Below are 23,286 nucleotides of genomic sequence, written 5' to 3'. Positions count from 1 at the left end.
GGCTTGATGAACTCCCACTCTTCGTCCGTCAACTGGGCCCGCGTCACACACGAGGACCTACCGGATCAGACCCGGCCACAACGGCAAATCCCAAGGATTGATCACAACCCGATACGCGCCCTAGATCTGACATGCGCGCAAGCTAACAACCCTGCAGGACGACGTTCAACGTGGGCGTCAACGCGTGGCTCACCGGCCGAGCCATGGCTGCGGCCCATCGGCTCGCGGAGTCGCGTCCGCACCGGTTCAGTCGCGGACGAGATCGCGGAACGGCCCGTGGACCTCGACGGTCACGGGGGCTGGGGCGGGCCGGACATCCTGCGACGGACGGCAGGAGAAGTAGAGCCTGTCGCCGGCCGGGGACATCGAGGAGCCCGCGACGGTCCAGCCGCCCGTGAGGCGCAGGAACGGCGCCGACCGATCCCCGGCGACGAGGGTGATCTCGCCGTCCGCACCGCCGCCTGGCCGGCCGGCCGTTTCGTGCAGCACGGTCAGGCACTCGCGGGCGGCGTCGTACGCCCACACCCGGCCGTCGCCCTCGGTGACGAACCGCACCAGGCCGTCGAAATAGCGACAGTCACCGCCGCCCGCGAACCTCCTGGCGCCTTTCACCTGCTCACGCAGGGGCACATGGTCAGGGAGAGCCGGGATCGGCACCCGTTCCCAGGCCACGGACTCCTCGCCGGGGTCGCCGACCATCACCTCGAGCGCGCCCGTCGTGAGGTCGCCCCAGTCGTCCGGGCGGAACCGGTACAGGCACCCGTCCGGCTCCCCTTCGGTGAGGTAGACGACGCCCCGGTCGGGATCGCAGGCCACGCCGCCGTGGGTGAACAGGCCCATCGCGAGCCGGGGCATGGGGGCGCGCAGGCCGTACGGGTCGCATTCGAAGACCCGGCCGTACGGCGTCCGCTCGCCCGACACCCAGGTGTGCCACGGTGTCGCGGCACCGGCCCCGCTGCGGTCGGCGCCGGACAGGATGCGATATCCGCTGCGCAGAGTCCCGTCCGGGGCGAAACGCAGCGCCGTCACGCCGCCGAGCAGCGGCAGCGCGCAGTTGGACACGTATATCCAGCCGTCCCCGTCCGGGAAGCATCCGCCGCCGTCCGGGGCCGCGTGCCAGACGACGCCCCCGGCCCGCTCTCCCGACCGCGCCACGATCCGGCCGGCGAAGCCCGGCGGCAGGGCCCGCAGCACGTCCATCGGGAACGGGCCGTCCGGATCCCCCTGCCCGCGCGGCTCGCATCCGCCGTCAGGCCGTGCGAACGTCGCGCGCCACAACGCTCCCGGCAGCGCCGAGAGCGCCGCCGATCGGACGGAAGTACCCTGCACCGCTGACCGCCTCCTCCACCTGCCCCTGGTCATGCCGGTCCGCCCCTGACGGGCCGTTCGTGTTCGTTCCCGCGCGGCCGTCGGGCCCGGACCGGGCCGGGGCCGCCCCGCTCCCCTACCCACCCGGCGGGCACGCGACCGGGTGTTCCTGTCCCGCGTCTTTCTGTCCCGCGTCGTCCTGCCCGGCGTTTTTCGTGTCCCCCGGCGGCACGTCGCACACGTCGCGGCGCCCAGTCGACCCGTCTCGTGTGAACGGCGGGAGAAGCGGCGTCCCTCGCCGAGACGAACTCTTCGAAAACCGTGACTCCTCCGCTCCCGAAGGGAGCGGCTTCTCGCTAGGCCGCTTCCGCAGCGTCGCGAAGGGCAAGCCCTGCCCTGAGGATGTTGACCGCCGCATTCACGTCGGCGTGCGCGGAATGCCCGCACGCCTGGCATCGGAACCCGGCTTGGTTGAGGCGGTTCTCCTTCGCGCAGTGCCCGCACCGCGAGCAGGCGCGGGAGGTGTTGGCGGGGTTCACCGCGATCAGCTGTCGACCGGCGCTTTCAGCCTTGTGCGCGAGCACTCGCAGGAACACCCCCCAACCCGCGTCCAGGATGCTCCGGTTCAGCCCGGACTTCTGGGCGACGTTCCGGCCGGGCTTGTCGATTGTGCCGGACGCCGACCGGGTCATGTTCGCGATCCGCAGGTCCTCGTGCACGATCACGTCATACGCGCGGACCAGGGCCAGTGCGGCCTTGTGCGCGCCGTCGAGGCGCTGCCGCCGCACCCCGGCGTGCAGCGCGGCCACTCGCGCTACGGCCTTGCGGCGGCGCTTGGAGCCGCGTTTCTTGCGGGCCAGGTCCCGCTGAGCAGAGGCCAGACGCCCGGCGGACGCTTTAAGGTGGCGCGGGTTGGTCAGGGGATCGCCGTCGCTGGTCGTGACGAGCGAGGCGACGCCCATGTCGATTCCGGCCGCCGCGCCGGCCACGGGCAGCGGCTCGGCGGGGACGTCGTCGCACGACAGCACCGCATACCAGCGGGAGCCCTCCCGCTTGATACCGATCGTCTTCACCCGGCCCTGGACTGGGCGGTGCTGAATGTACCCGCACGTGGCCGACGCCCTGCAAGCGGACGTGGGTCGCACGTGGGTGCTCGGGCTGGGAATCCCACCGGCAGCCGTCGCCGTCCTTGGGCCACTCGACCGCGTCGAACCACCCGCGCCCCTTAAAACGCGGGAAGCCGGGCTTCGCGCCTGCCTTGACCCGGCGGAAGAACGCCGCGAACGCCTTGTCCAGCCGTCGCAGGGTGGCCTGCTGGGAGGAGAACGACCACCGGCCCTGCCCGTCCGGGTCATCGGCGCGGATGTGCTTCAGCTCCCCGGACTGGTCGCCGTAGCGAACCGTCACCCCGGCCTTGCGGTAGGCCGTACGGCGGTGCTCCAACGCTGCGTTGTACAACCGCCGGTGATCCTCCAGGCATGCGGCGAGCGCCGTCTCCTGGTGGCGGGTCGGGCGCAGCAGGAACTTGAAGGACCTACGCACGGCCGCTCCCCTTCGGAGCGCGCTCGTACTGCGTCTCGGTGTAACGCTGCACCATCTCAGCCGACACCGCGCCGACCGTGGCCACGAAGTACGACAGAACCGGGCGGCGATACCTCGCACACCACGTGGTACCCGAGGTCACATGCCGCGCCGGGGATGTGCGCACCTGACGAGTCACCCGATCATCATCAGCACCGTCCATCTAACCGCGCAGGTGAAAGGCATCCGTGATGAGCCCGGGAGAAAACCAGTCAGGGACGGCACTCCCCCGTCGCCCGAAGGCGACGGTCCCCTGTCGAGGTTCTGATGGTGACGCATGACGAATGCGACGTTGACAGTGTCATTGTGACAGTGTCATCGTGGAGGCATGAGCGACACGTGGACGATCGGCGAACTGGCGGAGCGGGCGGCGGACCTGCTCGGCCCGGATCGGCACGCCCACGGTCAGGAGCCTCGCGACGACGGTCCGGAGTCACGCGTCAACGGCAGAATCCGCGAGGTGCCGAACGAACGTCTCATCCGCTGGTACACGACGATCGGGCTGCTCGACCCCCCGCTGGGCCGACGCGGCCGGGTGGCCCTCTACGGCCGCCGCCACCTGCTCCAGCTCGTGGCCGTGAAGCGCCGTCAGGCGGACGGCCTGTCCATCGCCGCGATCCAGGCGGAGCTGGCGGGCGCGACCGACGCCATGCTCCAGCGCGTGGCCGGGCTCACCGGGCCGCCGTCCGGACCGGCGCCCCGGCCGCTCGTCCCGCCTCCTCCCCGCAGCCCGGGGGCCCCGGCCACGGCGAACGCCGCGAACCACCTTCCGGACGCGCCCGACACCGCGACACCGCCGTCGCCCGGTTGGTGCGGGACGAGACCGGAGACCGGCACCGCACCCGCCATACCGGACGTCGCGCGGCCGGCGGCGCGTGACCGCTTCTGGGCACATCCGGCGTCATCCGCCGCCACGGCGGACTCCGGCCACTTCTCGACCGCGAACAGCGACACCGCGCACGGCGACATCACCCGCAGGGACACCATGCCCGCGAACACCATGCCCGCGAACGCCGTACCCGCGGACGCCGTACCCGTGAACGCCGTGGTCCCGGACGTCGTACACGGGGTACGGCTCGCACCCGGGGTGACGGTCCTGCTCGATCCGGCCCACCGGGTGCCTGACGGTCACGAGGTGGCCGCGCTGCGCCGGGCCGCGGCACCGCTCCTCACGGCCCTCGCCATGCTCGGTCTGGCCGGGCCGTTCGACGGCGCCCATGACACCCACGACGCCTCGGCACTCGATCCACACGCTTCCGACCCGCTGGAGAGATGACGCCATGACCGTTCCCATCACACCTCTACGGCCGGAGGAGTGCCGGCCCGTGCCGGACGCCGGGCTCGGAGCCTTGGAGACCGAGAAGGGCAACCTTCCGCTGGAGAGCGTGGACGTCGCCGCCCACGTCACCGGACTGGTGGCAGGCGTCGAGGTCGTCCAGACCTTCCGCAATGCCTTCGACGTGTCGCTGGAGGCGACGTATGTCTTCCCGCTGCCGCCGCGGGCCGCGGTCACCGCCTTCCGGATGAAGGCGGACGACCGGGTGGTCGACGGCGTGCTCAAGGAGCGCGGGCAGGCACGGGCCGACTACGACCGGGCGCTCGCCGAGGGCAGGCGCGCGGCGATCGCCGAGGAGGACCGGCCCGACGTGTTCACGATCAGGGTCGGCAACATCGTCCCCGGGGAGCGGGTGGTCGTCCGCCTCACGCTGAGCCAGCCGCTCCCCTACGAGGACGGCGCGGCCGAGTTCCGCTTCCCGCTGGTCGTGGCGCCCCGCTACATCCCCGGGGCTCCGCTGCCCGGGCCTCCGGCCGGTGGCGGCGTGGCGCCCGACACCGACGCCGCGCCCGACGCCTCCCGGATCACGCCGCCCGTCCTGCTTCCCGGCTTCCCCTATCCCGTACGGCTGTCGCTCGCGGCGACGATCGACCCCGCCGGGCTCGGTCTGCGGGAGGTCCGCTCCAGCCTGCACGAGGTCGACCGGGAGGGCGACACGATCAGGCTGCGGCCCGGCGAGCGGCTCGACCGTGACTTCATCCTGCGTCTGGCGTTCGACGCCTCCTCGTCGCTCGCGCTCGTCCCGGACGACGCCGCGGACGCCGGTTCACCCGGCGAAGGCACGGCCGACAGCAGCGGCAGCGGCAGCGGCCCTGCGGAGGGCACGGCGCAGGGCACGGTGAAGGACGTGGCGGGCGCCGAGGGAACCTTCGTGCTGACCCTGCTGCCGCCGCAGGAGGACGCCACCCGGACCGCGCCCCGCGACGTCGTCCTGCTGCTCGACCGCTCGGGCAGCATGACGGGCTGGAAGATGGTCGCCGCACGGCGCGCCGCCGCCCGGATCGTCGACACGCTGACCCGGCATGACCGGTTCGCCGTGCTCTCGTTCGATTCGGTGGTGGAGCGGGCCTTCTCCGGCGGCCTGGTGGACGCGGGCGACCGCAACCGATATCGCGCCGTCGAGCACCTGTCCCGGCTCGACGCCCGCGGGGGGACGGAGATGCTCGCTCCCCTGCAGGAGGCCCTGCGACTGCTCGACGGCCACGACGTGCCAGCCCCGGGGGCGGCCACCGGCACGGTCTCCGGCCGGTGGCGTGAGGACGACCGGCCCGGCGAGTCCGGTCTGTCCCGCGAGCAGGCACGCGATCGGGTGCTCGTCCTGGTGACCGACGGCCAGGTGGGCAACGAGGATGAGATCCTCGAACGCATCGGCGCCCGGTTGCACGGCGTCCGGGTGCACACCGTGGGCATCGACAGAGCGGTGAACGCCGGCTTCCTCGGACGGCTGGCCCTGCTCGGCTCGGGCCGGTGCGAACTGGTCGAGTCGGAGGACCGGCTCGACGCGGCGATGGAGCACATTCACCGTCGCATCGGCTCGCCGCTGGTCACGGACGTCGCGCTGAAGGCGGAAGGCATGGACCTCGTGGCGGACACCGTCACGCATGCCGGTTCGCTCTACCCGGGCGTCCCTCTGGTCGTGAGCGGGCGTTACCGGGGACGGCGCCCCGCCGTAGCCCTCACCGTGCAGGGCCGCACGGCCGACGGCCGCCCCTGGGAGGAGCGGATCGAGGGCCGTCCCGCCCACGGCCCGGCCGCCCGGGCCGTGTGGGCGCGGGCGCATCTGCGCGGTCTGGAAGACCGGTACGCCATGGGCGACCACTCCCTCGAACAGCGGATCGTCGACACCTCGCTGCGTTTCGGCGTGCTGTGCCGGTTCACCGCCTTCGTGGCCGTCGACACCCGCGTGACGGGCGAGGGCGGCCCGGAGCATCGGGTGATCCAGCCGGTCGAGCCACCGAGCGGCTGGGAGATGCCGACCGCGATGCCGATGATGGCGGCGGGCGCTCCGATGATGGCGAAGATGGCCGCCTTCACCACGACCGGACCGGAGGCACCTTCCGGTTCCGCGGCGGACCGGCCCATCGCAGCGGCCCCGCCACCCGGCGCACCCCCTGCCATGCCTCCTGCTCCGCCTTACGCCGCCGCGCCCGCACCGGCTCCGAGACGGGCCTCCCGCGGGTTCTCCATCGGTCGCTTCCTTCCACATCCCGGCGCGGGGACCGCACCGGCCACGGGCTTCGAGGGCGTCAAGCCCCTGCTGGCCGAGGAGCTCATGAAACTGGTCCAGGCGGAGTCGCTGCCCGAGCGGGAGCGGCGGCGCTATCTGGCGGATCTCGCCAGTCGCCTGCGCGTCGTCGCCCAGATGGTGGGCGGTCACCCGGACCTCGCCGCGCTCGCGGCCGACCTGGAGAGGGCAGAGTGGGCCGAGGTCTCACTCGACGACCTCTGGCGGCGGACGGCCGACCTGCTGACCGCCCTGACCGGCTCCTCCGGCTCCGCATCCGCGGGCTCCACGTCCCCGGGTTCCCCGGGCTCCGCGCCCGGTGCGGAGGAAGGCCGGCGTCCCTTCTGGAAGCGATCGTGACCCGGCACGCGAGAGGTCGGCACGCGGCGGGGCCGGAGCAGGGCTGAGGCCGGGCGGCGGGGTATCGGCGAGGAGAGCCTGCCCCGCCGGGCGGCACCACCCACGTCCACGACCGCGACCAGTCGGCCGCCCACTCGTCAGGCGGCGCCGGGCGAGGTGACAGTCTGCCGAGAGAAAACCAGCGCGGCCGGGACACCGGCGGGGATGACGGGCCCGGCCGCGCCGGTTCGGGTTCCGCTGTGGGCGAAGCCCCTACGAGGGTTCGGGTAGGCGAATGACATCGGACGGCGGGGTGGGTGCGGGACGCCGCGGCTCCCTCACCCCTCCCGTGTCGGGCCGATCGTCGCGTCCACCTGCGGGGACGGGAGACCGGCGGCGCAGCAACCGATTGATGAGCCCTTTAAGCCCCATGTGCCGCCAACGCGTGGGACCGCCGATCGGTTCCTCGCCCGGGGAGGGCCGAGGCCTCTCCCCCGGGAGAGCCACGGTCTCACCGCCGGGAAGAGCCGCGGCCTCGCCGCCGGGAAGAGCCACGGTCTCACCGCTTCGGAAGAGCTGTCGCCTCGCCGCCGGGCCGAGGCCGTTCCCGGGGTCGCTCCGGCGATCGCGACTCGAGGTGCTGCCGGTCCGCCGGGCGGCGGTGGCCGGCGAGGCCGCCACACCGGCCGTCGAGCGGACCATTCCGGTGACCGCCGTCTTGGTGATCGGCGGACTGCCGGTTCGGGAATGAGGTCCAATCCGCAGGCGCTGCCGGTGACCGGCAGTGCCGGCTTTGGCAGCGGCCACGAGACTAGGATTTCGAGCATGCTCGAAGTCGATTCGCGGGCAGTGCCCGAACCCGCTCCCCCGGATCCGCAGGAGGGCCTGAGCATCGCCGAGGCCGCCCGCCGCACCGGGGTCAGCGTGCACACGTTGCGCTACTACGAGCGCGCCGGCCTGGTCGTCACCCCTGTCGGCCGCACCGCCGGCGGACGGCGGCGTTACCGCCTGCTCGACCTCAAATGGATCGTCATCTGCACGAAGATGCGAGCCACCGGCATGCCCATCAAGGCCATCCGGCGCTACGCCCAGCTCGTCGCCGCCGGGGCCGGCAACGAACAGGAACGGCTTGCCCTCCTCGAAGCCCACCGCGCCGAGGTGGCCGCCAAGCTCGCCGAAGTGCAGGAGAACCTCAGGCTCATCGACCACAAGATCGACGTTTACCGAGGCCGGCTCGCCGCCGGCGACGCCGACCGGCTGTGGGCGCCCAGCCGACCGGCGGGTGCCCACTGAGCGACGGGTGCCCACTGAGCGGTTCCCCCGCATATGGCGGCCCCCGCCTCCATCAGCTCGGCCGCGAGCCGGCCAGAGGCGCCCGGGCACTGGTCCCGCCGAGGACGATGCCACCACGCCCGCACTGCGCGTGAGCACGTAGTGTTGCCCGGTATGAACCCAATCGTCCTCGACGGCGGCCTCGCCACGCACCTGGAGACACTCGGCTGCGACCTGAGCGACGACCTGTGGTCGGCGCGGCTGCTCGCCGACGATCCCGGCGTCATCCGTCAGGCGCACCTCGACTACTTCAGGGCCGGGGCCGACGTCGCCACCACGGCGAGCTATCAGGCGAGCGTCCCCGGGTTCGTACGGCACGGCCTCACCTCTCAGAAGGCCCGCGACCTCATCCGGCTGTCGGTGACGCTTGCCGTACAGGCGAGGGACGAGGCCGGGCACGGGCTCGTCGCCGCGAGCGTGGGGCCGTACGGCGCCTACCTGGCCAACGGCGCGGAGTACACCGGTGACTACGACCTCGACGAGGACGGCCTGACCGAGTGGCATCGGGAGCGGTTCGAGATCCTCGCCGACGCAGGGGCCGACCTGCTGGCGTGCGAGACGATCCCCTCGCAGGCCGAGGCGCGGGCGCTCGCGAGGCTCCTGCGCGAGACGCCGCCCGTACGGGCGTGGGTAACCTTCTCCTGCCGCGACGGCGAGCACGTCAGCGATGGGACGCCGTTCGAGGAGTGCGCGGCGATCTTCGCGGACCTCCCCCAGGTGGTCGCCGTGGGCGTCAACTGCACCGCGCCGCGGTTCATACCCGAGCTGATCAAGCACGGAGCCTCGATCGTCTACCCGAACTCGGGCGAGACCTGGGACGCCGCGAACCGGCGCTGGCTGGGTCTCGCCGATCCCGTCGAGTTCGGCAGGGCGGCGGCCGGGTGGGCCTCGCTCGGCGCCCGTTACGTGGGCGGCTGCTGCCGCACCACCCCGGCCCACATCCGCGAGATCCGCTCCCACCTCGGCTGAGCCCGCTTCGGGAGAGCGGCAAGGCCGGCGCCGCCGGGCTCGTCACCACCGGTCGCGAGAGCCGGGCCGCGCGCAGGACACTGCCGCGACTCCGCCCGCCGGGCCGGCGGCGAACCGCCCCCCGGGCCCTACGCGGCCGACTACGCGCGGGGTCAGCCCATGGCGGCCGGGCCCTCGGTGCTCCGCGCGGCGAGCGGGATCTCCTTGAGGAAGAAAGCCACGACCAGGGCGAGGGCGACGAAGGGCAGGCTGGCGAGGAACACGTCGTCGATCGCACTGGTGAACGCGACCAGCACGTGATTCTTGAACGGCTGCGGCAGTTGCTGGATCGCCTGCACGTTGTTGGCGTCCACACGCCCCGGCGGCATCCTGCCGCCGAACTCGGCGGTCAGGTGGTGGGCGAGCCGGTTGGTGAGGACCGCACCCATGATCGCCGTGCCGATGGCGGCGCCCATCATCCGGAAGAACGTCGCCGAGCTCGTCGCCACGCCCATGTCGGCGCGCTCCACCGCGTTCTGGATCGCCGTGACGATCGTCTGCATGGTGAACCCGAGCCCTGCGCCGAAGAGGTAGGCGTAGACCGCCACCTGCCAGTACGGCGTGTCCACCTTGATCGTGGACAGCAGCCACATGGCCACCAGGAGGACCGCCCCGCCCAGGATCGGGAAGATCTTGTATCGGCCGGTCCGGCTCATGATCTGGCCGGAGGTGATCGACGTGGAGAAGATGCCGAAGACCGCCGGCAGCAGCGCCAGGCCCGACACGGTCGGCGACATGCCCTGGACCGCCTGGAGATAGACCGGCAGGAAGATCATGCCGCCGAACATCGCCAGGCCCGCGAGGAAGCTGAAGCCGTTGCCCACGCTGAAGATCTTGTTGCGGAACAACCGCATCGGCAGGATCGGCTCGGCCGCCCGCAGTTCGACGAACACGAACAGGGCCGCGAGCGCCACGAATCCGGTCAGCAGGGCCAGCGAGCCGGGAGCGGTCCAGCCGATGTCGCCGCCCGCCCAGTCGAGGTAGAGAAGGAAGCACGACACCCCGGCCACGATCAGCGTCGCGCCCAGGTAGTCGATGCGGTGACTGCGGCGGGTGAAGGGGATCCGCAGCGCCACCGAGGTCACAACGAGCGAGATCAGCCCGATCGGCAGGTTGATCCAGAAGATCCACCGCCAGCCGGGCCCGTCGGTGAAGAAGCCGCCGAGCAGCGGCCCGGCGACGCTGGAGGTGCCCCAGACGGCGCCGAAGTATCCCTGGTATCGGCCGCGCTCGCGCGGCGGGATGACGTCGCCGATGATGCTGAACGCCAGCGCCATCAGGCCGCCGCCGCCCAGGCCCTGGATCGCTCTGAACCCGATGAGCTGGCCGATGTTCTGGCTCAGCCCGGCCAGCACCGAGCCGAGCAGGAAGATGCCGATGGCGGTCTGGAAGATCGCCCGCCTGCCGTACAGGTCGGAGATCTTGCCCCACAGCGGGGTCGCCGCGGTCGAGGTGAGCAGGTAGGCGGTGACCACCCACGACAGCTTGTCGAGGCCGCCGAGTTCGCTGACGATGCGCGGCAGGGCCGTGCCGACGATGCTCTGGTCGAGGGCTGCCAGCAGCATTCCGGCCGCCACTCCGGAGAGCACGACCAGGATCTGGCGGTGCGGGAGATATCCGGTGTCGGCCTGCTGTTCCTCCCGGACGCTCATGCGGGGCATCCACGAGCGGCGTCTCGGGCGGCGGCCCCGCCGGACGCGGCGGACCTGCTCGCCGGGGTCGTGGGCGGGCCGTCCGGTCCGTCGTCCGCTCCGTGCCTCGTGGCGCCGGGCTGGGCCCATGTGCGGTGCCTGCGTGCTGGCATGCTCCTACGCCTTCCGATCCGAACGTGTCTGAACGTCCCAACGTGCGCGGCGGACACCGCCACGTTACCCGTCCGGTCCGGAAGTATTAGGAATTCTCGCGAGCTGCCCTGGTCGTTTCCGTCTTGGCCGCCGCGGCGTACTTGTCGACGTACTCCTGACCCGACAGCTCCATCAGCGCGTACATGATCTCGTCGGTCACCGCGCGCAGCACGAGGCGGTCGTTTTCCATGCCGTAATAGCGGGAGAAGTCGAGCGGCTTGCCATACCGGACGCCGGGGCGGATGCCGAACTTGGGGAGCGGCCGGCCGGGGGGCATCATCTCGAACGTGTTGACCATGGCCCACGGGATCACCGGCGCCCGGGACTCCAGCGCGAGCCGGGCCACGCCCGTCTTGCCCTTGTAGAGGCGGCCGTCGGGCGAGCGGGTTCCCTCGGGGTAGATGCCGAGGACCTGGTTCTCCCTGAGGATGCGCAGGCCGGTGCGGAGCGCCGCCTCGCTCGCCTTGCCGCCGGAACGGTCGATCGGGACGGTGCCGACGCCGGAGAAGAAAGCGCGGCTCACCACTCCTTTGAGCCCGCGGCCGGTGAAATACTCGGCCTTGCCCAGGGAAATCACCTTGCGCGGCAGGAATCCGGCCCCGAAGAAGTGGTCGGCGAACGACAGGTGGTTGCCGGCCAGGATGGCCGGGCCCTCCTTCGGCACGTTCTCCACCCCCTCGGCCCAGGGGCGGAACACGAAGCGGAGGATCGGCCAGAGGATGGCCTTCACCACCCAATAAAACACGCGGGCACCCCCTCGGCTCGGATGTGCAGTCATCTTCGCACGCCCAGCCCTCTCGCACTAACGCTGACCAACGTGCGAGTATCGGGCGGAACACGCCGCCGTTTCACGGAGGTCACCCATGCCAGTGCTGCCCGGCGCGGAGCCGTACCACCACGAGGGCGGCGACATCGGCGTCCTGCTCTGTCACGGATTCACCGGCTCGCCGCAGTCCCTGCGGCCCTGGGGTGAACACCTGGCCGGGGCGGGGATGACGGTGTCCCTGCCGCGCCTGCCCGGACACGGAACGACGTGGCAGGAGATGAGCCGCACGCGCTGGGAGGACTGGTACGCCGAGCTGGACAAGGCGTTCGCCGACCTGCGCGGACGGTGCGCGGAGGCGTTCGTGATGGGCCTGTCGCTCGGCGGCTGCATGGCGCTGCGCCTGGCCGAGGTCCACGGTGACGCCGTCGCGGGCGTCGTGGTGGTCAACCCGTCCGTGATCAACGACGTGCCGCTGCTGGCGCTGGCCCCGGCGCTCAAGTACGTCGTACGCTCGATCCCAGGGGTGGCGGGCGACATCAAGAAGGAGGGCGTGAGCGAGCTCGGCTATCCGCGCACACCCGTCCGGGCCGCCGCCACGCTGCCCCGGCTGTGGAGGCTCGTCCAGTCCGACATCGCCAAGGTGACCCAGCCGGTGCTGGTGTTCCACAGCAGGAACGACCACGTGGTAAAGCCGGGGAGCGTCGCGTTCCTGCAGGCGAGAATGGGAAACAATCTGGAGGTCAGAGAGCTGGCGGACAGCTACCACGTCGCCACCCTCGACAACGACGCGCCTGTGATCTTCGAAGGGAGTCTGGATTTCATCCGCTCCCACGCCTCGGTACCCTTGACGAAGGACTTGTGACCCGGGATCGACGTGACGCCGCAAAGTGACGAGGACGAGGTCTGGCGCCAGATCGTCGCCTCGTTCAACGAGACAGCCGAGGACGCCTCGGCCGAACAGCCATGGCCTGACCGGGAGAACGTCACCGAGGAGACCGGCGCGGGCGACGGTGACGACGCCCCCGGCGACGCGGCTCCCGGCGACGCGGCCCGGGACGACGACCGCACCGGCGAGGAGCAGGCTCCCGCCCCGGCCGACGACGACCACTACATCCCACCGGCCCCTCCGCCGCTTCCGCACGGCGACGCCCTCAGCAGGCTCTCCTGGCTGGCGCTGTTCGGCGGCCCCGCCTACCTGCTCCTGGCCGCCTTGCTGCAATGGCCCATGGACGGCTGGATCGTGTTCGCCGCGGTGTCGGCGTTCATCGCGGGATTCGTGATCCTCGTCGTGCGTATGGGCGACGGGCCGCCTGCCGACTCCGGCTGGGACGACGGCGCGGTCGTCTGACTCCGGCGCGCGGCCCGGCCGGTCCGGGCCACGCCGCGCCGGTGTTCATTCGGCTTCGGAGGCCGCCTTCACCGTGCCGCCGTCGGCGGGAGGCGGGCCGAACCGCTCCACGAGGTCGGTGTAGCGGCCCTTGTCGTCCAGCGTGTGACCGACCGCCATGGTGAGGTCGCCTACGTGCGCGACCGCCTGGAGCCGCACCGTGCGCTCCTCGGCCGGCGCCGGGCCCCGCAGCGTGGTCCAGCGCGATCCGTCGTACCGGAGCAGGAAGCCCTCGGCCTCGTGCCTCGGGTCGTACCCGGAGATCCAGAACACGCCGTCGCCGTCCCCCGTGACGCCGTACAGTTCGGCGCGCCGCTCCGGCGGCGTCACCCGCTTCCAGTGCCTGCCGTCCCAGTCGAGGACCAGCGGGGCGATGCCGCCGTCACTCTGGTAGACGCCGCCGACCGCGACCGCGCGCTTGCGGCCGTCGGCGTACACGTCCCGCAGGAAGCCGCCCTTGATCTCCGGCAGGTCGGCCTGTTTCCACCCGCTGCCGGTCAGGCGCATGGCCAGGGGCCCGGAGCCGGAGTCGCCCACCGCCCAGCCGTCCGACCGGCCCGCGAGCGCCACGCCGTAGAGCGCGCCCGCGGGGCCCTGGCCGGTCTTCCAGGTCGTGCCCTTGGCGGAGCCGCCGCTGCTCAGCAGGAACGCCTTGCCGTCCCGGCTGCCGATCGCGACCACCCGCCCGGACGAGGCGGCGACCCCGCCGAGCCAGTCCCCGGAGCGCAGCTGCGGCACGCCGACGCGGTCGAAGCCGTCGCGCGAGCCCTTCGCGACGTACGGCAGGCCGTCGTGGCCGTCGCCGACGGCCCAGATCTCGGTGGCGGAGGCGGCGGCGACCGACCGCAAGTGGCCGGCGCCGGTGGCGTCGCCCCGGATCGGCACCTCGCTCCAGGAGGAGCCGTTCCAGTGGGTGATGATCCCCTGGTTCCGCCAGAAGTCCCAGGCGTTCTGCTGACCCACCGCCCAGATGTCCTTGGCCGACAGGCCGGCCACGTCGGACAGCGAGCCGTCGGGCTGGAGCCGTCCGGTGGAGGAGCCCGCGTCCTGGGCGACCTCGTCCTCCGACGGGCTGTGCTCCGCCTGGGCGCGGACGATCCCTGTGTGCGCGTGCGCGACCGATGTGGCGCGCGGGAGGAGTCCGGTCAGCAGGCCGGCGGACAGCACACACAACGGCACCGCACGCCGTATGAGGCGGCGGGTCATGAAACGATCGTACGGGGGACCGGGCACTCCCCGTCACACAGGCCGCGAATCCGATTACCTAGAGACGCGGGGACGCGAGCGTGCCGGCCGTCTCCGGCTGTCTCCGGCCGAGCGGAATCCACGGCCGTCCCCCGGCCCGTCAGCGGCCTGTCAGGCCCGGGCGGACGGCGTGAAGGCGATCTCGGCGACGACCGGCCGGTGGTCGCTCGCGGCGGGCAGGTCCTCGGCCGGGACGTCCGCGCCGCCGTACGACACGACGGTCAGGCCCGGGCCCGCGAAGATCGCGTCGATCCGCACCCGGGGATCGCGGGCCGGGAACGTCGCACCGGCCCGGCCGTCGTCCCCGTCCGCCCCGATCCGTGGCGCGGGGCCCCGCACGGCGGTGAAGCAGTCCGTGTAGCGGCCCCCGAGAAGCCGCCAGACCGGGGCACCGGGGACCTCGTTGAGATCCCCGGCGAGCACCGGCGCGGCGCCGAACTCCCGGGCCGCGCGCTCCAGGAGCGGGACGATCTGGGCGGCGTGGCTCAGGCGCGCCCCCGCCAGGAGGTCGAGGTGGGCCGAGCACACGGCGTACCTCTCGCGGTCCTTCTCCACCACGGCGAGCGCGATGGAGCGCCATTCGAGCCCGGGGAACCACCGCAGGCGGTGCCCGCGCCCGCGCAGGAGCCGTACGTCCGGGGCGGTGAGCACGGCGGTCCCGCCGACGCGGCCTCCGGCGGCCACGGACAGACCGGCCGTGCGGGCCAGCGCCCGCCGCTTCCGGCGCCAGCCGGGCAGGCGGGGCGCCTCCTGCAGGCACAGCACGTCGGGCCGCAGGGCCCGGATCACCCGGACCAGTGCCCTCCGGTCGTCCTTCAGTCCACGGACGTTGTAGGTCGCGACCCGCAGCACGCCGTCAGCGGAGCCGGGCGAGGTCGCCGGCTCCCACCAGCCCCGCCGCCGGGCCCATCTCGGCCACCCTGATCTCGGCGAGCGGGCGGTGGCCCCGGCCGGTCAGCCGCGCGGCGAACTCCTCGCGCACCCGGTCGACGAACAGGTCCGCCGCGCCGGAGACGCCGCCGCCGATGATGAAGCACCCGGGGTCGAGGACCGCGGCCATGTCGGCCAGCCCCTGGGCGAGCCATTGGGCGAGCGACTCGAAGGCGGCCAGCGCCGCCCGGTCGCCCTGGCGCGCCGCCTCGGTCACGTGCTCGCCCTGGATGCCCTCGGCCGAGCCGCCGCCGAGCCGCAGTAGGTGCGCGGCGCCCTCCGGGTCGGCCTGCGCGTTGTCCCTGGCGTCCATCAGCAGCGCGCTGCCGCTGGCGTACCGCTCCCAGCAGCCGCTGTTGCCGCAGCCGCAGGGACGGCCGCCCGGCACCGCCTGCATGTGCCCGAGCTCGGCGCCCATCCCCCACCGTCCGCGGTAGAGCTCGCCGCCGAGCACGATGCCGCCGCCGATGCCCGTGCCCACGGTCACGCACACGACGTGGCTCTCGCCCCGGCCCGCGCCGAAGCGGTACTCGCCCCAGGCCATGGCGTTGGCGTCGTTCTCGACCACGACCGGCAGGCCGACCAGCTCGCCCACCTTCTCGCGCAGCGGCTCCTCGCGCCAGGCCAGGTTGGGGGCGAAGCGGATGATCGAGCGGGTCTCGTCGACGAAGCCAGCCGCGCCGATGCCGACGGCCTCGACCGAGTGCCGTGCCGCGAGCTCGGTCACCGCGTCGGCGATCGTGAGCGCCATCTTCTCCGGGCTGCCCGCCGGGCTGTGCCGCAGGCCGCGCTCGATGATGGCGCCGTGTTCGTCGACGACACCATACGCGATCTTGGTACCGCCCACGTCCACGCCGATGGTCAGCGCCATGCCGTCTTCCTTCCGCCCGATCCGCTTCCGCCCGATCCGCTTCCGCCCCGGCCGTCACCCGCCCGAGGCATCACGCCGCGCCGATTGAAGCCGATCGAGCCGGGTTGTGGCAATCCCGCCGTCGCCCGCCCTTAACCGGCCCGTCAACCCTTGGCCGTGCCCGACAAATCAAGCCCTGCCGCGCGTGGGCAGACTTTGTCAGGCACTCCCCAGGTCGATGTGCTCGACCTTCGGCTCGCCGGATCGGCGCTCCCCGGCCGGTCGCGCCCTGCCGCTCGCCGGGGGGCGCTGCAGGGCGTCGACCGCCTCCCTGAACGCCGCGAACAGCTCTCCGCCCGCCGCGATCAGATGGCCGGTGACGTCGCCGCCGGACTCGCGGCGTGCCGCGATGACCCGGCACACCGGGCAGGCCCGGCAGACGTACTCGTCGTGGTCCTCCGCGACGGCCTCGCTCCACACGTCGCCGCCCCGGCCGCTCGCGCCGGCGCCGCCGAAGGCGGATCCGAAGCCGCTCACGCCGCCCTTCACGAGCCCCTTGCCGAACTCCCGGCCCATCCGCCGCTGTACGGCGTCCAGCAGCTTCATCGCCTCCTCCGCCGCCGACCCGAGCGGGTCCTGGCTGCGCGGAGTGGTGTCATTGGAATCCGTCATTTCGCCCCTCCTGCCTCGAACCGTACCCGGAGCCGGCCGTCCCGGAGCGCGGCCGAGGAGATCTCACGCCGGGCGAGGGCGGCGGGCAGGGCGATGACGCGCCGATAGGACCCCGCGGTGACGATGATGTCGTCCCCCTTGCGGGCGAGGTCGAGATCGTCGCGGTCCGCGAGCGGCAGGGACAGCGCCAGCTCGTCGGTGGTGAATCTCAGCGGCGGCTCGACGTCGGGGCGCGCGAAGGGATCCCGGTCTCCGTACATCCGCGCGGCGAGGCCCGAGAGGGCGGCGGTCCCGACCGGCTCCGCCGGAAGGTAGGGGACGGTGAGGACGGGCAGCGGCGCGAACGACTCGTGCACCGTGGCGAGCTGCCTGGCCTGGGCCTCCACCCAGCCCAGCCGCCACTCGTCGGCGCCCTCCGCCGGGAAGACCCGGTTGGCGATCACCGCGTCGACGCGGTAGCCGTACAGGCTGAGCGAGGTGAGGGTGCGGCGGGCCTCGGCGACGACCACGGCCTCGGGGGTCAGCACGAGCCGCACGGACGCGTCGTCGCCGGTCAGCAGCGCACGCACCTCCAGCAGGCCGCGGTGCAGCCGCTCCCCCGCCGAGACGACCTCGCCCTCGGGCACGCTCACCTTGGCGACGTGCCGGATGACCGGCGACAGGGCCCTGAGCATCCGCCTGCCGGTGGGAAGCAGCCGGTTGACGTGCCAGTCGAGCGCCTCCGGCAGGGCGAGCAGGCGAAGCGTCTCCGCGGTCGGCGCGCAGTCGACGACGATCACGTCCCAGCGGCCGGTGCGGGCCTGCTCGCGCAGTTCGAGCAGCGCGAGGATCTCCTCGGCGCCCGGCAGTACGGTGATCTCCTCGGCGGTGACCTCGTCGAGACCGAGCTCCGCCAGCACGTTGCCGGCGTAGTCGCGTAACTCGCCCCAGTGCCGCTCCAGCGACTTCTGGGTGTCCACCTGCTGCAGGTGCAGGCCGGGCGCGGCCTCGACCGGCTCGGACGAGGGCGGCACGCCGAGCGCGTCGGCGAGCGAGTGCGCGGTGTCGGTGGAGACGACCAGCGTCTTGTTGCCCCGCTCGGCGGCGAGCGTGGCGGTCGCGGCGGCCGCCGTGGTCTTGCCGACGCCGCCCTTCCCCGTGAAGAGGAGGACCCTCATCGGCTCTCGACGCGCCGCTTGAGCCCCTTCAGCGCGGTGTCGACGATGACCTTCTCGGCCTTGCGCTTGATCATGCCGATCATCGGGACCTTCAGGTCCACGGCGAGGTCGTAGGTGACCTCGGTGCCGCCGCCGTTCTCGGTCAGGCGGTAGCTGCCGGTCAGGCCCGAGAGCATCTTCCCGGCCTCGACCATCCGCCAGCTCACGCCCGCGTCGTCGTCCCAGTCGTACCCGAGGACGTACTCGTCGCTGATCACGCCCGCGTCGAGGACGAAGCGGACCCGGGAGGCACGGCCGTCCGCGCCCGTCTCCAGGACCTCGGTCTTCTTCACCTGGCCGGCCCACTCCGGATAGGCAGGGAAGTCGGCGATGACAGCCATGATTGTCGACCGGCCGGCGCCGATCGTGATGCTCGACGAAGTGCGATCAGCCATGCGCCAACCGTACTTCACCATTCCAGGGCGAAAGGCGTGCCACGGCCGCGGAAGTGGCCGACGTTGACGCATTCCGTGCGCCCGACGCGGGTGCGGCTGACCAGCGGCTGGTGGACGTGGCCGAACAACGCGAAGCGCGGCTGGGTCCTCCTGATCGCCTCCAGCGTGGCCTCGCTCCCCCGTTCGAACCGCCGGGCCACCACGTCGTACAGCAGGTCGGGGATGGCGGGCGGGATGTGGCAGCACAACACGTCCACCTCGCCGATCGCCTCGACCTTGCGCGCGTACTCCTCGTCGTCGATCTCGTACGGCGTGCGGTACTTGGTGCGCAGGCCGCCGCCGACGAACCCGAAGGTCAGCCCGCCGATCTCGACCACATCGCCGTCCAGGACCCGCTGCCCGGGCCTCAGGTGGTCGGCCCACAGGCGTGGCATGTCCACGTTGCCGTACGTGAGGTAGGCCGGGGTCGGCATGGCGGAGAAGATCTGCTCGTACTGGCGGCGGACCGCCGCCTCCATGAGGTCGCGGGGGTCGCCGTCGAGGGAGGCCCACAGACCGGCCGACAGCCGCCGCGCCTCGTCGAAGCGGCCCGCCGCGCGCAGTTCCACGTACTCGCTCGCCTTCTCCGCGCCGAACAGGTCGGGGAAGATGCCCTGCGAGTGGTCGGCGTAGTCGATGAACAGGAGCAGGTCTCCGAGGCAGATCAGGGCGTCGGCCCCGTCGCCCGCGCGGGCGAGCGCGTCGGCCCGGCCATGGACGTCGCTGACGACGTGGATGCGCATGGGGGACATGGTAACGGCCGCTTTACCTAGCATCCGCTTGGGTAACGGAAAGGTGTCGGGCTCGCCGCGCGGGGGACACTGATAGCGTCGATTTGTCCCTGGATAACGCCTGGGTGACGGACCTACCCATGCGTAACATCGCACGGTAGCGTCCGGTGAGACACGAAGAGTTATGCCCGCAACGCGGTTCCCGCCCTGCGCTCCGGGGACCGCGAGGCCGTGCGCGAAGGAGTGACCCGTGCGCGAGTTCAGCGTTCCCGTGCTGGTGGACGTACCCCCGTCCGCGAACTGCACCGACGTGGTGTTCCAGCGCGGCGTGGACGAGCCGGAGGCCGTCGTCGTCCGCCGCAAGGAGGGCGAGGACCCGGCCGCGCCGTGGACACCGGTCACCGCCGCGCAGTTCAGGGACAGGGTGGCGGCCGTCGCCAAGGGGCTGATCGCCGCCGGGATCGAACCCGGCGACCGGGTCGGGCTGATGTCGCGCACCCGCTACGAGTGGACCGTCGCCGACTACGCGATCTGGGCCGCGGGCGCGGTCGGGGTGCCGATCTACGAGACCTCCTCCGCCGACCAGGTGAAGTGGATCCTGACCGACAGCGGCGCCAAGGCCGCGTTCGTGGAGACGGCCGCGCACGAGGAGACCGTCCGCGAGGCCGTGCCCGAGCTGCCGCTGCTGTGGCGCGTCGACGACGGCGGGTTCGCCGAGCTGGAGCGCCTCGGCGCGGACGTGACCAACGACACGCTCGCCGAGCGCAGGGCGAGCCAGGGCGGTCGCGACCTCGCCACGATCATCTACACCTCCGGCACCACCGGCATGCCGAAGGGCTGCCGCCTGACCCACGACAACCTGCTGTTCACCGCGCGCAACGTCTCTCACGGGCCGCTGGAGACGCTGTTCGACGTGGAGGGCCGGGCCGCGCTGCTCTTCCTCCCCCTGGCGCACAGCTTCGCCCGGCTCATCCAGATCGTCCTGATCGAGACCGGCACCGTGCTTGCGCACAGCCCGAACATGAAGAACGTGGCCCCCGACCTGCGGGAGTTCAAGCCCACGTTCCTGCTGGGCGTGCCGCGCGTGTTCGAGAAGGTCTACAACGCCGCCGAGCAGAAGGCCAACGCGGAGGGCAAGGGCAAGATCTTCCACGCCGCCGTACGGGCCGCGATCGAGTGGAGCAAGGCCGAGAGCTCCGGCGGGGCCGGCCTCGGCGCCCGGCTCAAGCACGCGGCCTTCGACAAGCTCGTGTACGGCAAGCTGCGGGCGGCCACGGGCGGCGCGCTGACGGCGGCGGTCTCGGGCGGTTCGGCCCTCGGCGAGCGGCTCGGCCACTTCTTCCGCGGCGTGGGGATCGAGGTGTTCGAGGGCTGGGGACTGACCGAGACCAGCGCGCCCTCGACCGTCAACATCCCGGGCGCCAACAAGATCGGCACGGTCGGCAAGCCGTTCCCCGGCGTGAGCATCCGCATCGCCGACGACGGCGAGATCCTGGTGAAGGGCCGCCACGTCTTCGACGGCTACTGGAACAACGAGCGCGCCACCAAGGAGGCGATCGACCCGGAGGGCTGGTTCCACACCGGGGATGTCGGCCGCCTCGACGAACACGGCTACCTGAGCATCACCGGCCGTAAGAAGGAGATCCTCGTCACCGCCGGCGGCAAGAACGTCGCGCCCGCGCCGCTTGAGGACGCCATCCGGGCGCACCGCCTGATCAGCCAGGTGATGGTCGTCGGCGACGGCAAACCGTTCATCGGGGCGATCGTCACTCTCGACCACGAGGCGATGGAGCAGTGGAAGCAGGCCAACGGCCGCTCCGGCGCCTCCATGGCCGAGCTCTGCTCCGACCCGGGCGTCGTCGCCGAGGTGCAGCAGGCCGTGGACGACGCCAACCGGATGGTCTCCAAGGCCGAGCAGATCAAGAAGTTCAGCATCCTCGACATCGAGCTGAGCGAGGAGACCGGCCACGTCACGCCGAAGCAGTCGATCAAGCGGCACGTCGTGGCCCGCGACTTCGCCAAGCAGATCGACGAGCTGTACGGCGACTGACCGAGCAGGTGCGCCGAAACGTGTCGGACGGTTTTTGACAAGTTTCGGCCGTTTCGGCGCACCGTTCGAGCGGAGCGGGACACGGTCACGAAGACCCGCCGTACAGCCGGGGACGTGGGGTGATCAGGGTGATCGGATCGCATTGATTGGTGCGGATCTTCCGTGTCGCCGGCCGAAGACGACCTGCGGCGATGCCTGATCGACCTCGTGGGCTGCCGAAAATCCGGCCTCCGCTCCTTTCCCGGCCCGCTCGCGCACGCCGATGTGTCGCATATGCGCGAACAGCTGGCTCTTCGCGCTAATCACGGCGTAGGGCGGCACCTGTCCATCCATTGGATCCTTCGTTAGGTGTCGCTCCTGTGGTCCCGTTGCGCCACGTGTTGGGATTTATGCGTGACCCCCCACCAGATGCATCAGCGGGGTCGCGCCCTTCGCCCGCGTAAGGCCTGCGGCTCCCTGTGGCTTCCTACGCGAGGAGTCCCATGTTCCGGCACAACCGCCGATCGCAGTTCGAGGCCAAGCCAGAAAAGCCCGGCCCGGTGTACGCGCGCGAACTCCAGGAGCTCATCGGCGGTGCCTTCGGCGAGATCGTCGTCGTGCCCGACGCGCTGTTCGACGAGGAGCACGCCGAGACGATCTGGGACCTGTCCGACGGCGCCGAGGCCCAGTCGGGCGGCTGGGCGAGCGGGCCGCAGCCCGACGGCCGCCACCGGTTCGCCGCGCCCAGGCCGGCGTGGTGGGGCACCCGCCGTGCCGCACGCCAGATCTCCCGCCTGTGAGGCTTTCGTGCTCGACTCCCGCCGCCCCCTGAACGGGCCCGCGCCCGCCGTACCCGCCGAGGGGCGGGCGGCGCCGGGCCGCCTGGCGCGGCTGGCCGGCCTGTGCGGTCCCGCCTTCGTCGTCTCCGTGGCGTACATCGATCCGGGCGCCTTCGCGACCGACATGGCGGGCGGCGCCCAGTACGGGACGATGCTGCTGTGGGTGATGGCCCTCGCGAACGTGCCGGCCATGTTCGTGCAGGCGCTTTCCGCCAAGCTCGGCATCGCCACCGGCCGCAACCTGCCCGAGCTGTGCCGCGACCACCTGCCGCGCCGGGTGAGCCTGCCGCTGTGGGTGCAGGCCGAGCTGGTCGCCGCCGCCACCGACCTGGCCGAGTTCATCGGCGGGGCGATCGCCCTGAACCTGCTGTTCGGCGTGCCGCTGCTGCCGGCCGCCGCCGTCACGGCCGTCGTCTCCTCGCTGCTGCTCATGCTCGCGCCGCGCGGACGCCGCCGGTTCGAGGCGACCGTCGCCGCGATGCTCGGTGTGGTCCTGGCCGGCTTCGCCTACCAGGTGCTGCCGTCGGGGTCCCTCGCGGGTGTGGCGGGCGGCTTCGTGCCCCGCCTGGCCGGGACCGACAGCCTGCTGCCGGCCGCCGGGATCATCGGGGCGGCCGTCATGCCCCACGTCGTCTACCTGCACTCGGCCCTCACCCAGCACCAGGGCGCGGACGGCGATCGCCGGGAGGCCGTGCGCGCCAGCAGGATGGACATCGCCGTCGCCCTCGGCACCGCCGGGCTGGTGAACATGGCGATGCTGACCGTGGCCGCCGCCACGTTCGGCGGCGGCGATCCCGGCGGCCTGCAGGCCGTCCACGCCGGTCTCGGGCAGGTCCTCGGTCCCGGGGCGGCCGTCGCGTTCGCGCTCGCCCTGCTCGCCTCAGGCCTGGCCTCCTCCAGCGTGGGGACCTACGCCGGGCAGGTGATCACGGCGGGGTTCCTGCGCCGCCGCGTGCCGCTCCTGGCGCGGCGGCTGGTCACGATCATCCCGGCCATGGCGGTCCTGGCCGCCGGGGTGGATCCGACGCGGGCGCTCGTGCTGAGCCAGGTCGCGCTGTCCTTCGGCATCCCGTTCGCCCTGGTCCCGCTCGTGGCGTTCACCGGCAGCAGGAAGCTGATGGGCGATCTCGTCAACCGCCGCCTCACCACCGTCGCCGGCGTCGTCGTCGCCGGTGTGATCTGCGCGGTGAACGGTTTCCTCCTCGTGGAGGTGTTCACCGGCTGAGGCGGCCTTC

General features: G+C 72.2%; 21 protein-coding genes and 1 pseudogene. 9 read left to right on the top strand and 13 right to left on the bottom strand.

Features of this window, described 5'->3' with window-relative positions; genetic code table 11:
* Positions 1-246: 246 nt before the first annotated feature.
* The 3 genes and pseudogenes from FH610_RS29250 to FH610_RS44720 all read right to left on the bottom strand — a co-directional run.
* Positions 247-1,329: an alkaline phosphatase PhoX gene (locus FH610_RS29250; RefSeq protein ID WP_240809262.1), complete on the bottom strand. Its 1,083-nt coding sequence runs from the start codon at positions 1,327-1,329 to the stop codon at positions 247-249.
* Positions 1,330-1,664: 335 nt separating this feature from the next.
* The gene (locus tag FH610_RS44725; RefSeq protein ID WP_240809261.1) at positions 1,665-2,381 is read right to left on the bottom strand and encodes an RNA-guided endonuclease InsQ/TnpB family protein; all 717 of its coding nucleotides are present in this window, start codon (positions 2,379-2,381) and stop codon (positions 1,665-1,667) included.
* A gap of 400 nt (positions 2,382-2,781) precedes the next feature.
* Positions 2,782-2,850, bottom strand: a pseudogene (locus tag FH610_RS44720) (hypothetical protein); the annotation flags it as partial.
* A gap of 367 nt (positions 2,851-3,217) precedes the next feature.
* On the opposite strand from FH610_RS44720, the gene FH610_RS44715 reads away from it, so the two are divergent.
* The 4 genes from FH610_RS44715 to mmuM all read left to right on the top strand — a co-directional run bounded on the left by FH610_RS44715 (position 3,218) and on the right by mmuM (position 9,089).
* Positions 3,218-4,165 carry a MerR family transcriptional regulator gene (locus FH610_RS44715; protein ID WP_240809260.1) on the top strand — a complete coding sequence of 316 codons (948 nt, stop codon included), beginning with the start codon at positions 3,218-3,220 and terminating at the stop codon, positions 4,163-4,165.
* Positions 4,166-4,169: 4 nt separating this feature from the next.
* A complete protein-coding gene (locus FH610_RS29230) occupies positions 4,170-6,809 on the top strand; it encodes a VIT domain-containing protein (protein WP_139578231.1) in 2,640 nt (879 codons plus the stop codon).
* Between the two features lie 804 nt (positions 6,810-7,613).
* Positions 7,614-8,081 (top strand): MerR family transcriptional regulator, encoded by a 468-nt coding sequence (locus FH610_RS29225; RefSeq protein WP_139578230.1) that lies wholly within the window; start codon positions 7,614-7,616, stop codon positions 8,079-8,081.
* Positions 8,082-8,234: 153 nt separating this feature from the next.
* Positions 8,235-9,089 carry a homocysteine S-methyltransferase gene (gene mmuM, locus FH610_RS29220; RefSeq protein WP_139578229.1) on the top strand — a complete coding sequence of 285 codons (855 nt, stop codon included), beginning with the start codon at positions 8,235-8,237 and terminating at the stop codon, positions 9,087-9,089.
* A 152-nt stretch (positions 9,090-9,241) separates the two neighbouring features.
* Here the strand turns inward: mmuM and FH610_RS29215 are convergent, their stop codons facing one another.
* Both FH610_RS29215 and FH610_RS29210 read right to left on the bottom strand, forming a co-directional pair.
* The gene (locus FH610_RS29215; RefSeq protein WP_205826150.1) at positions 9,242-10,780 is read right to left on the bottom strand and encodes an MDR family MFS transporter; all 1,539 of its coding nucleotides are present in this window, start codon (positions 10,778-10,780) and stop codon (positions 9,242-9,244) included.
* A gap of 238 nt (positions 10,781-11,018) precedes the next feature.
* The gene (locus FH610_RS29210) at positions 11,019-11,717 is read right to left on the bottom strand and encodes a lysophospholipid acyltransferase family protein (protein WP_139578227.1); all 699 of its coding nucleotides are present in this window, start codon (positions 11,715-11,717) and stop codon (positions 11,019-11,021) included.
* A gap of 118 nt (positions 11,718-11,835) precedes the next feature.
* Here FH610_RS29210 and FH610_RS29205 point away from each other — a divergent pair, with 118 nt between their 5' ends.
* Both FH610_RS29205 and FH610_RS29200 read left to right on the top strand, forming a co-directional pair.
* Positions 11,836-12,600, top strand: coding sequence for an alpha/beta hydrolase (locus FH610_RS29205; protein WP_139578226.1), 765 nt, complete (start codon positions 11,836-11,838; stop codon positions 12,598-12,600).
* A gap of 12 nt (positions 12,601-12,612) precedes the next feature.
* Positions 12,613-13,086 (top strand): hypothetical protein, encoded by a 474-nt coding sequence (locus FH610_RS29200; RefSeq protein WP_139578225.1) that lies wholly within the window; start codon positions 12,613-12,615, stop codon positions 13,084-13,086.
* 45 nt (positions 13,087-13,131) lie between these two features.
* Here FH610_RS29200 and FH610_RS29195 read toward each other — a convergent pair whose 3' ends face one another.
* The 7 genes from FH610_RS29195 to FH610_RS29165 all read right to left on the bottom strand — a co-directional run bounded on the left by FH610_RS29195 (position 13,132) and on the right by FH610_RS29165 (position 19,195).
* Positions 13,132-14,331 carry a hypothetical protein gene (locus tag FH610_RS29195; RefSeq protein ID WP_139578224.1) on the bottom strand — a complete coding sequence of 400 codons (1,200 nt, stop codon included), beginning with the start codon at positions 14,329-14,331 and terminating at the stop codon, positions 13,132-13,134.
* A 150-nt stretch (positions 14,332-14,481) separates the two neighbouring features.
* On the bottom strand, positions 14,482-15,222 hold the full coding sequence (locus FH610_RS29190; protein WP_139578223.1) for an endonuclease/exonuclease/phosphatase family protein: 741 nt from the start codon (positions 15,220-15,222) through the stop codon (positions 14,482-14,484).
* Positions 15,223-15,226: 4 nt separating this feature from the next.
* The gene (locus FH610_RS29185) at positions 15,227-16,171 is read right to left on the bottom strand and encodes an ROK family glucokinase (RefSeq protein WP_139578222.1); all 945 of its coding nucleotides are present in this window, start codon (positions 16,169-16,171) and stop codon (positions 15,227-15,229) included.
* Positions 16,172-16,369: 198 nt separating this feature from the next.
* Positions 16,370-16,822: a hypothetical protein gene (locus FH610_RS29180; RefSeq protein WP_139578221.1), complete on the bottom strand. Its 453-nt coding sequence runs from the start codon at positions 16,820-16,822 to the stop codon at positions 16,370-16,372.
* Complete coding sequence (locus FH610_RS29175) at positions 16,819-17,979, bottom strand: ArsA family ATPase (protein WP_139578220.1); 1,161 nt, start codon at positions 17,977-17,979, stop codon at positions 16,819-16,821. The genes FH610_RS29180 and FH610_RS29175 overlap by 4 nt, the downstream gene beginning before the upstream one ends.
* Positions 17,976-18,413 carry an SRPBCC family protein gene (locus tag FH610_RS29170; RefSeq protein ID WP_139578219.1) on the bottom strand — a complete coding sequence of 146 codons (438 nt, stop codon included), beginning with the start codon at positions 18,411-18,413 and terminating at the stop codon, positions 17,976-17,978. The genes FH610_RS29175 and FH610_RS29170 overlap by 4 nt, the downstream gene beginning before the upstream one ends.
* 14 nt (positions 18,414-18,427) lie before the next feature.
* Positions 18,428-19,195: a metallophosphoesterase family protein gene (locus FH610_RS29165; protein WP_139578218.1), complete on the bottom strand. Its 768-nt coding sequence runs from the start codon at positions 19,193-19,195 to the stop codon at positions 18,428-18,430.
* A gap of 238 nt (positions 19,196-19,433) precedes the next feature.
* Here FH610_RS29165 and FH610_RS29160 point away from each other — a divergent pair, with 238 nt between their 5' ends.
* Positions 19,434-21,233 carry an AMP-dependent synthetase/ligase gene (locus tag FH610_RS29160; RefSeq protein ID WP_139578217.1) on the top strand — a complete coding sequence of 600 codons (1,800 nt, stop codon included), beginning with the start codon at positions 19,434-19,436 and terminating at the stop codon, positions 21,231-21,233.
* 123 nt (positions 21,234-21,356) lie between these two features.
* On the opposite strand, the gene FH610_RS29155 is transcribed toward FH610_RS29160, so the two are convergent.
* Entirely contained in the window at positions 21,357-21,566 is a 210-nt protein-coding gene (locus FH610_RS29155; protein ID WP_139578216.1) for a hypothetical protein, read from the bottom strand.
* Between the two features lie 149 nt (positions 21,567-21,715).
* Between FH610_RS29155 and FH610_RS29150 the strand changes: the two genes are divergently transcribed.
* Together FH610_RS29150 and FH610_RS29145 are read left to right on the top strand one after the other, a co-directional pair.
* A complete protein-coding gene (locus tag FH610_RS29150) occupies positions 21,716-22,012 on the top strand; it encodes a manganese catalase family protein (RefSeq protein WP_139578215.1) in 297 nt (98 codons plus the stop codon).
* Between the two features lie 7 nt (positions 22,013-22,019).
* Positions 22,020-23,276, top strand: a complete 1,257-nt coding sequence (locus FH610_RS29145) for an Nramp family divalent metal transporter (RefSeq protein WP_240809259.1) — start codon at positions 22,020-22,022, stop codon at positions 23,274-23,276.
* The last annotated feature ends 10 nt before the right edge of the window (positions 23,277-23,286 follow it).

It is taken from the genome of Microbispora catharanthi (genome assembly GCF_006334915.2).
Taxonomy (GTDB): Bacteria; Actinomycetota; Actinomycetes; order Streptosporangiales; family Streptosporangiaceae; genus Microbispora; species Microbispora catharanthi.
This window is presented reverse-complemented; position numbering and strand designations above follow the sequence as displayed.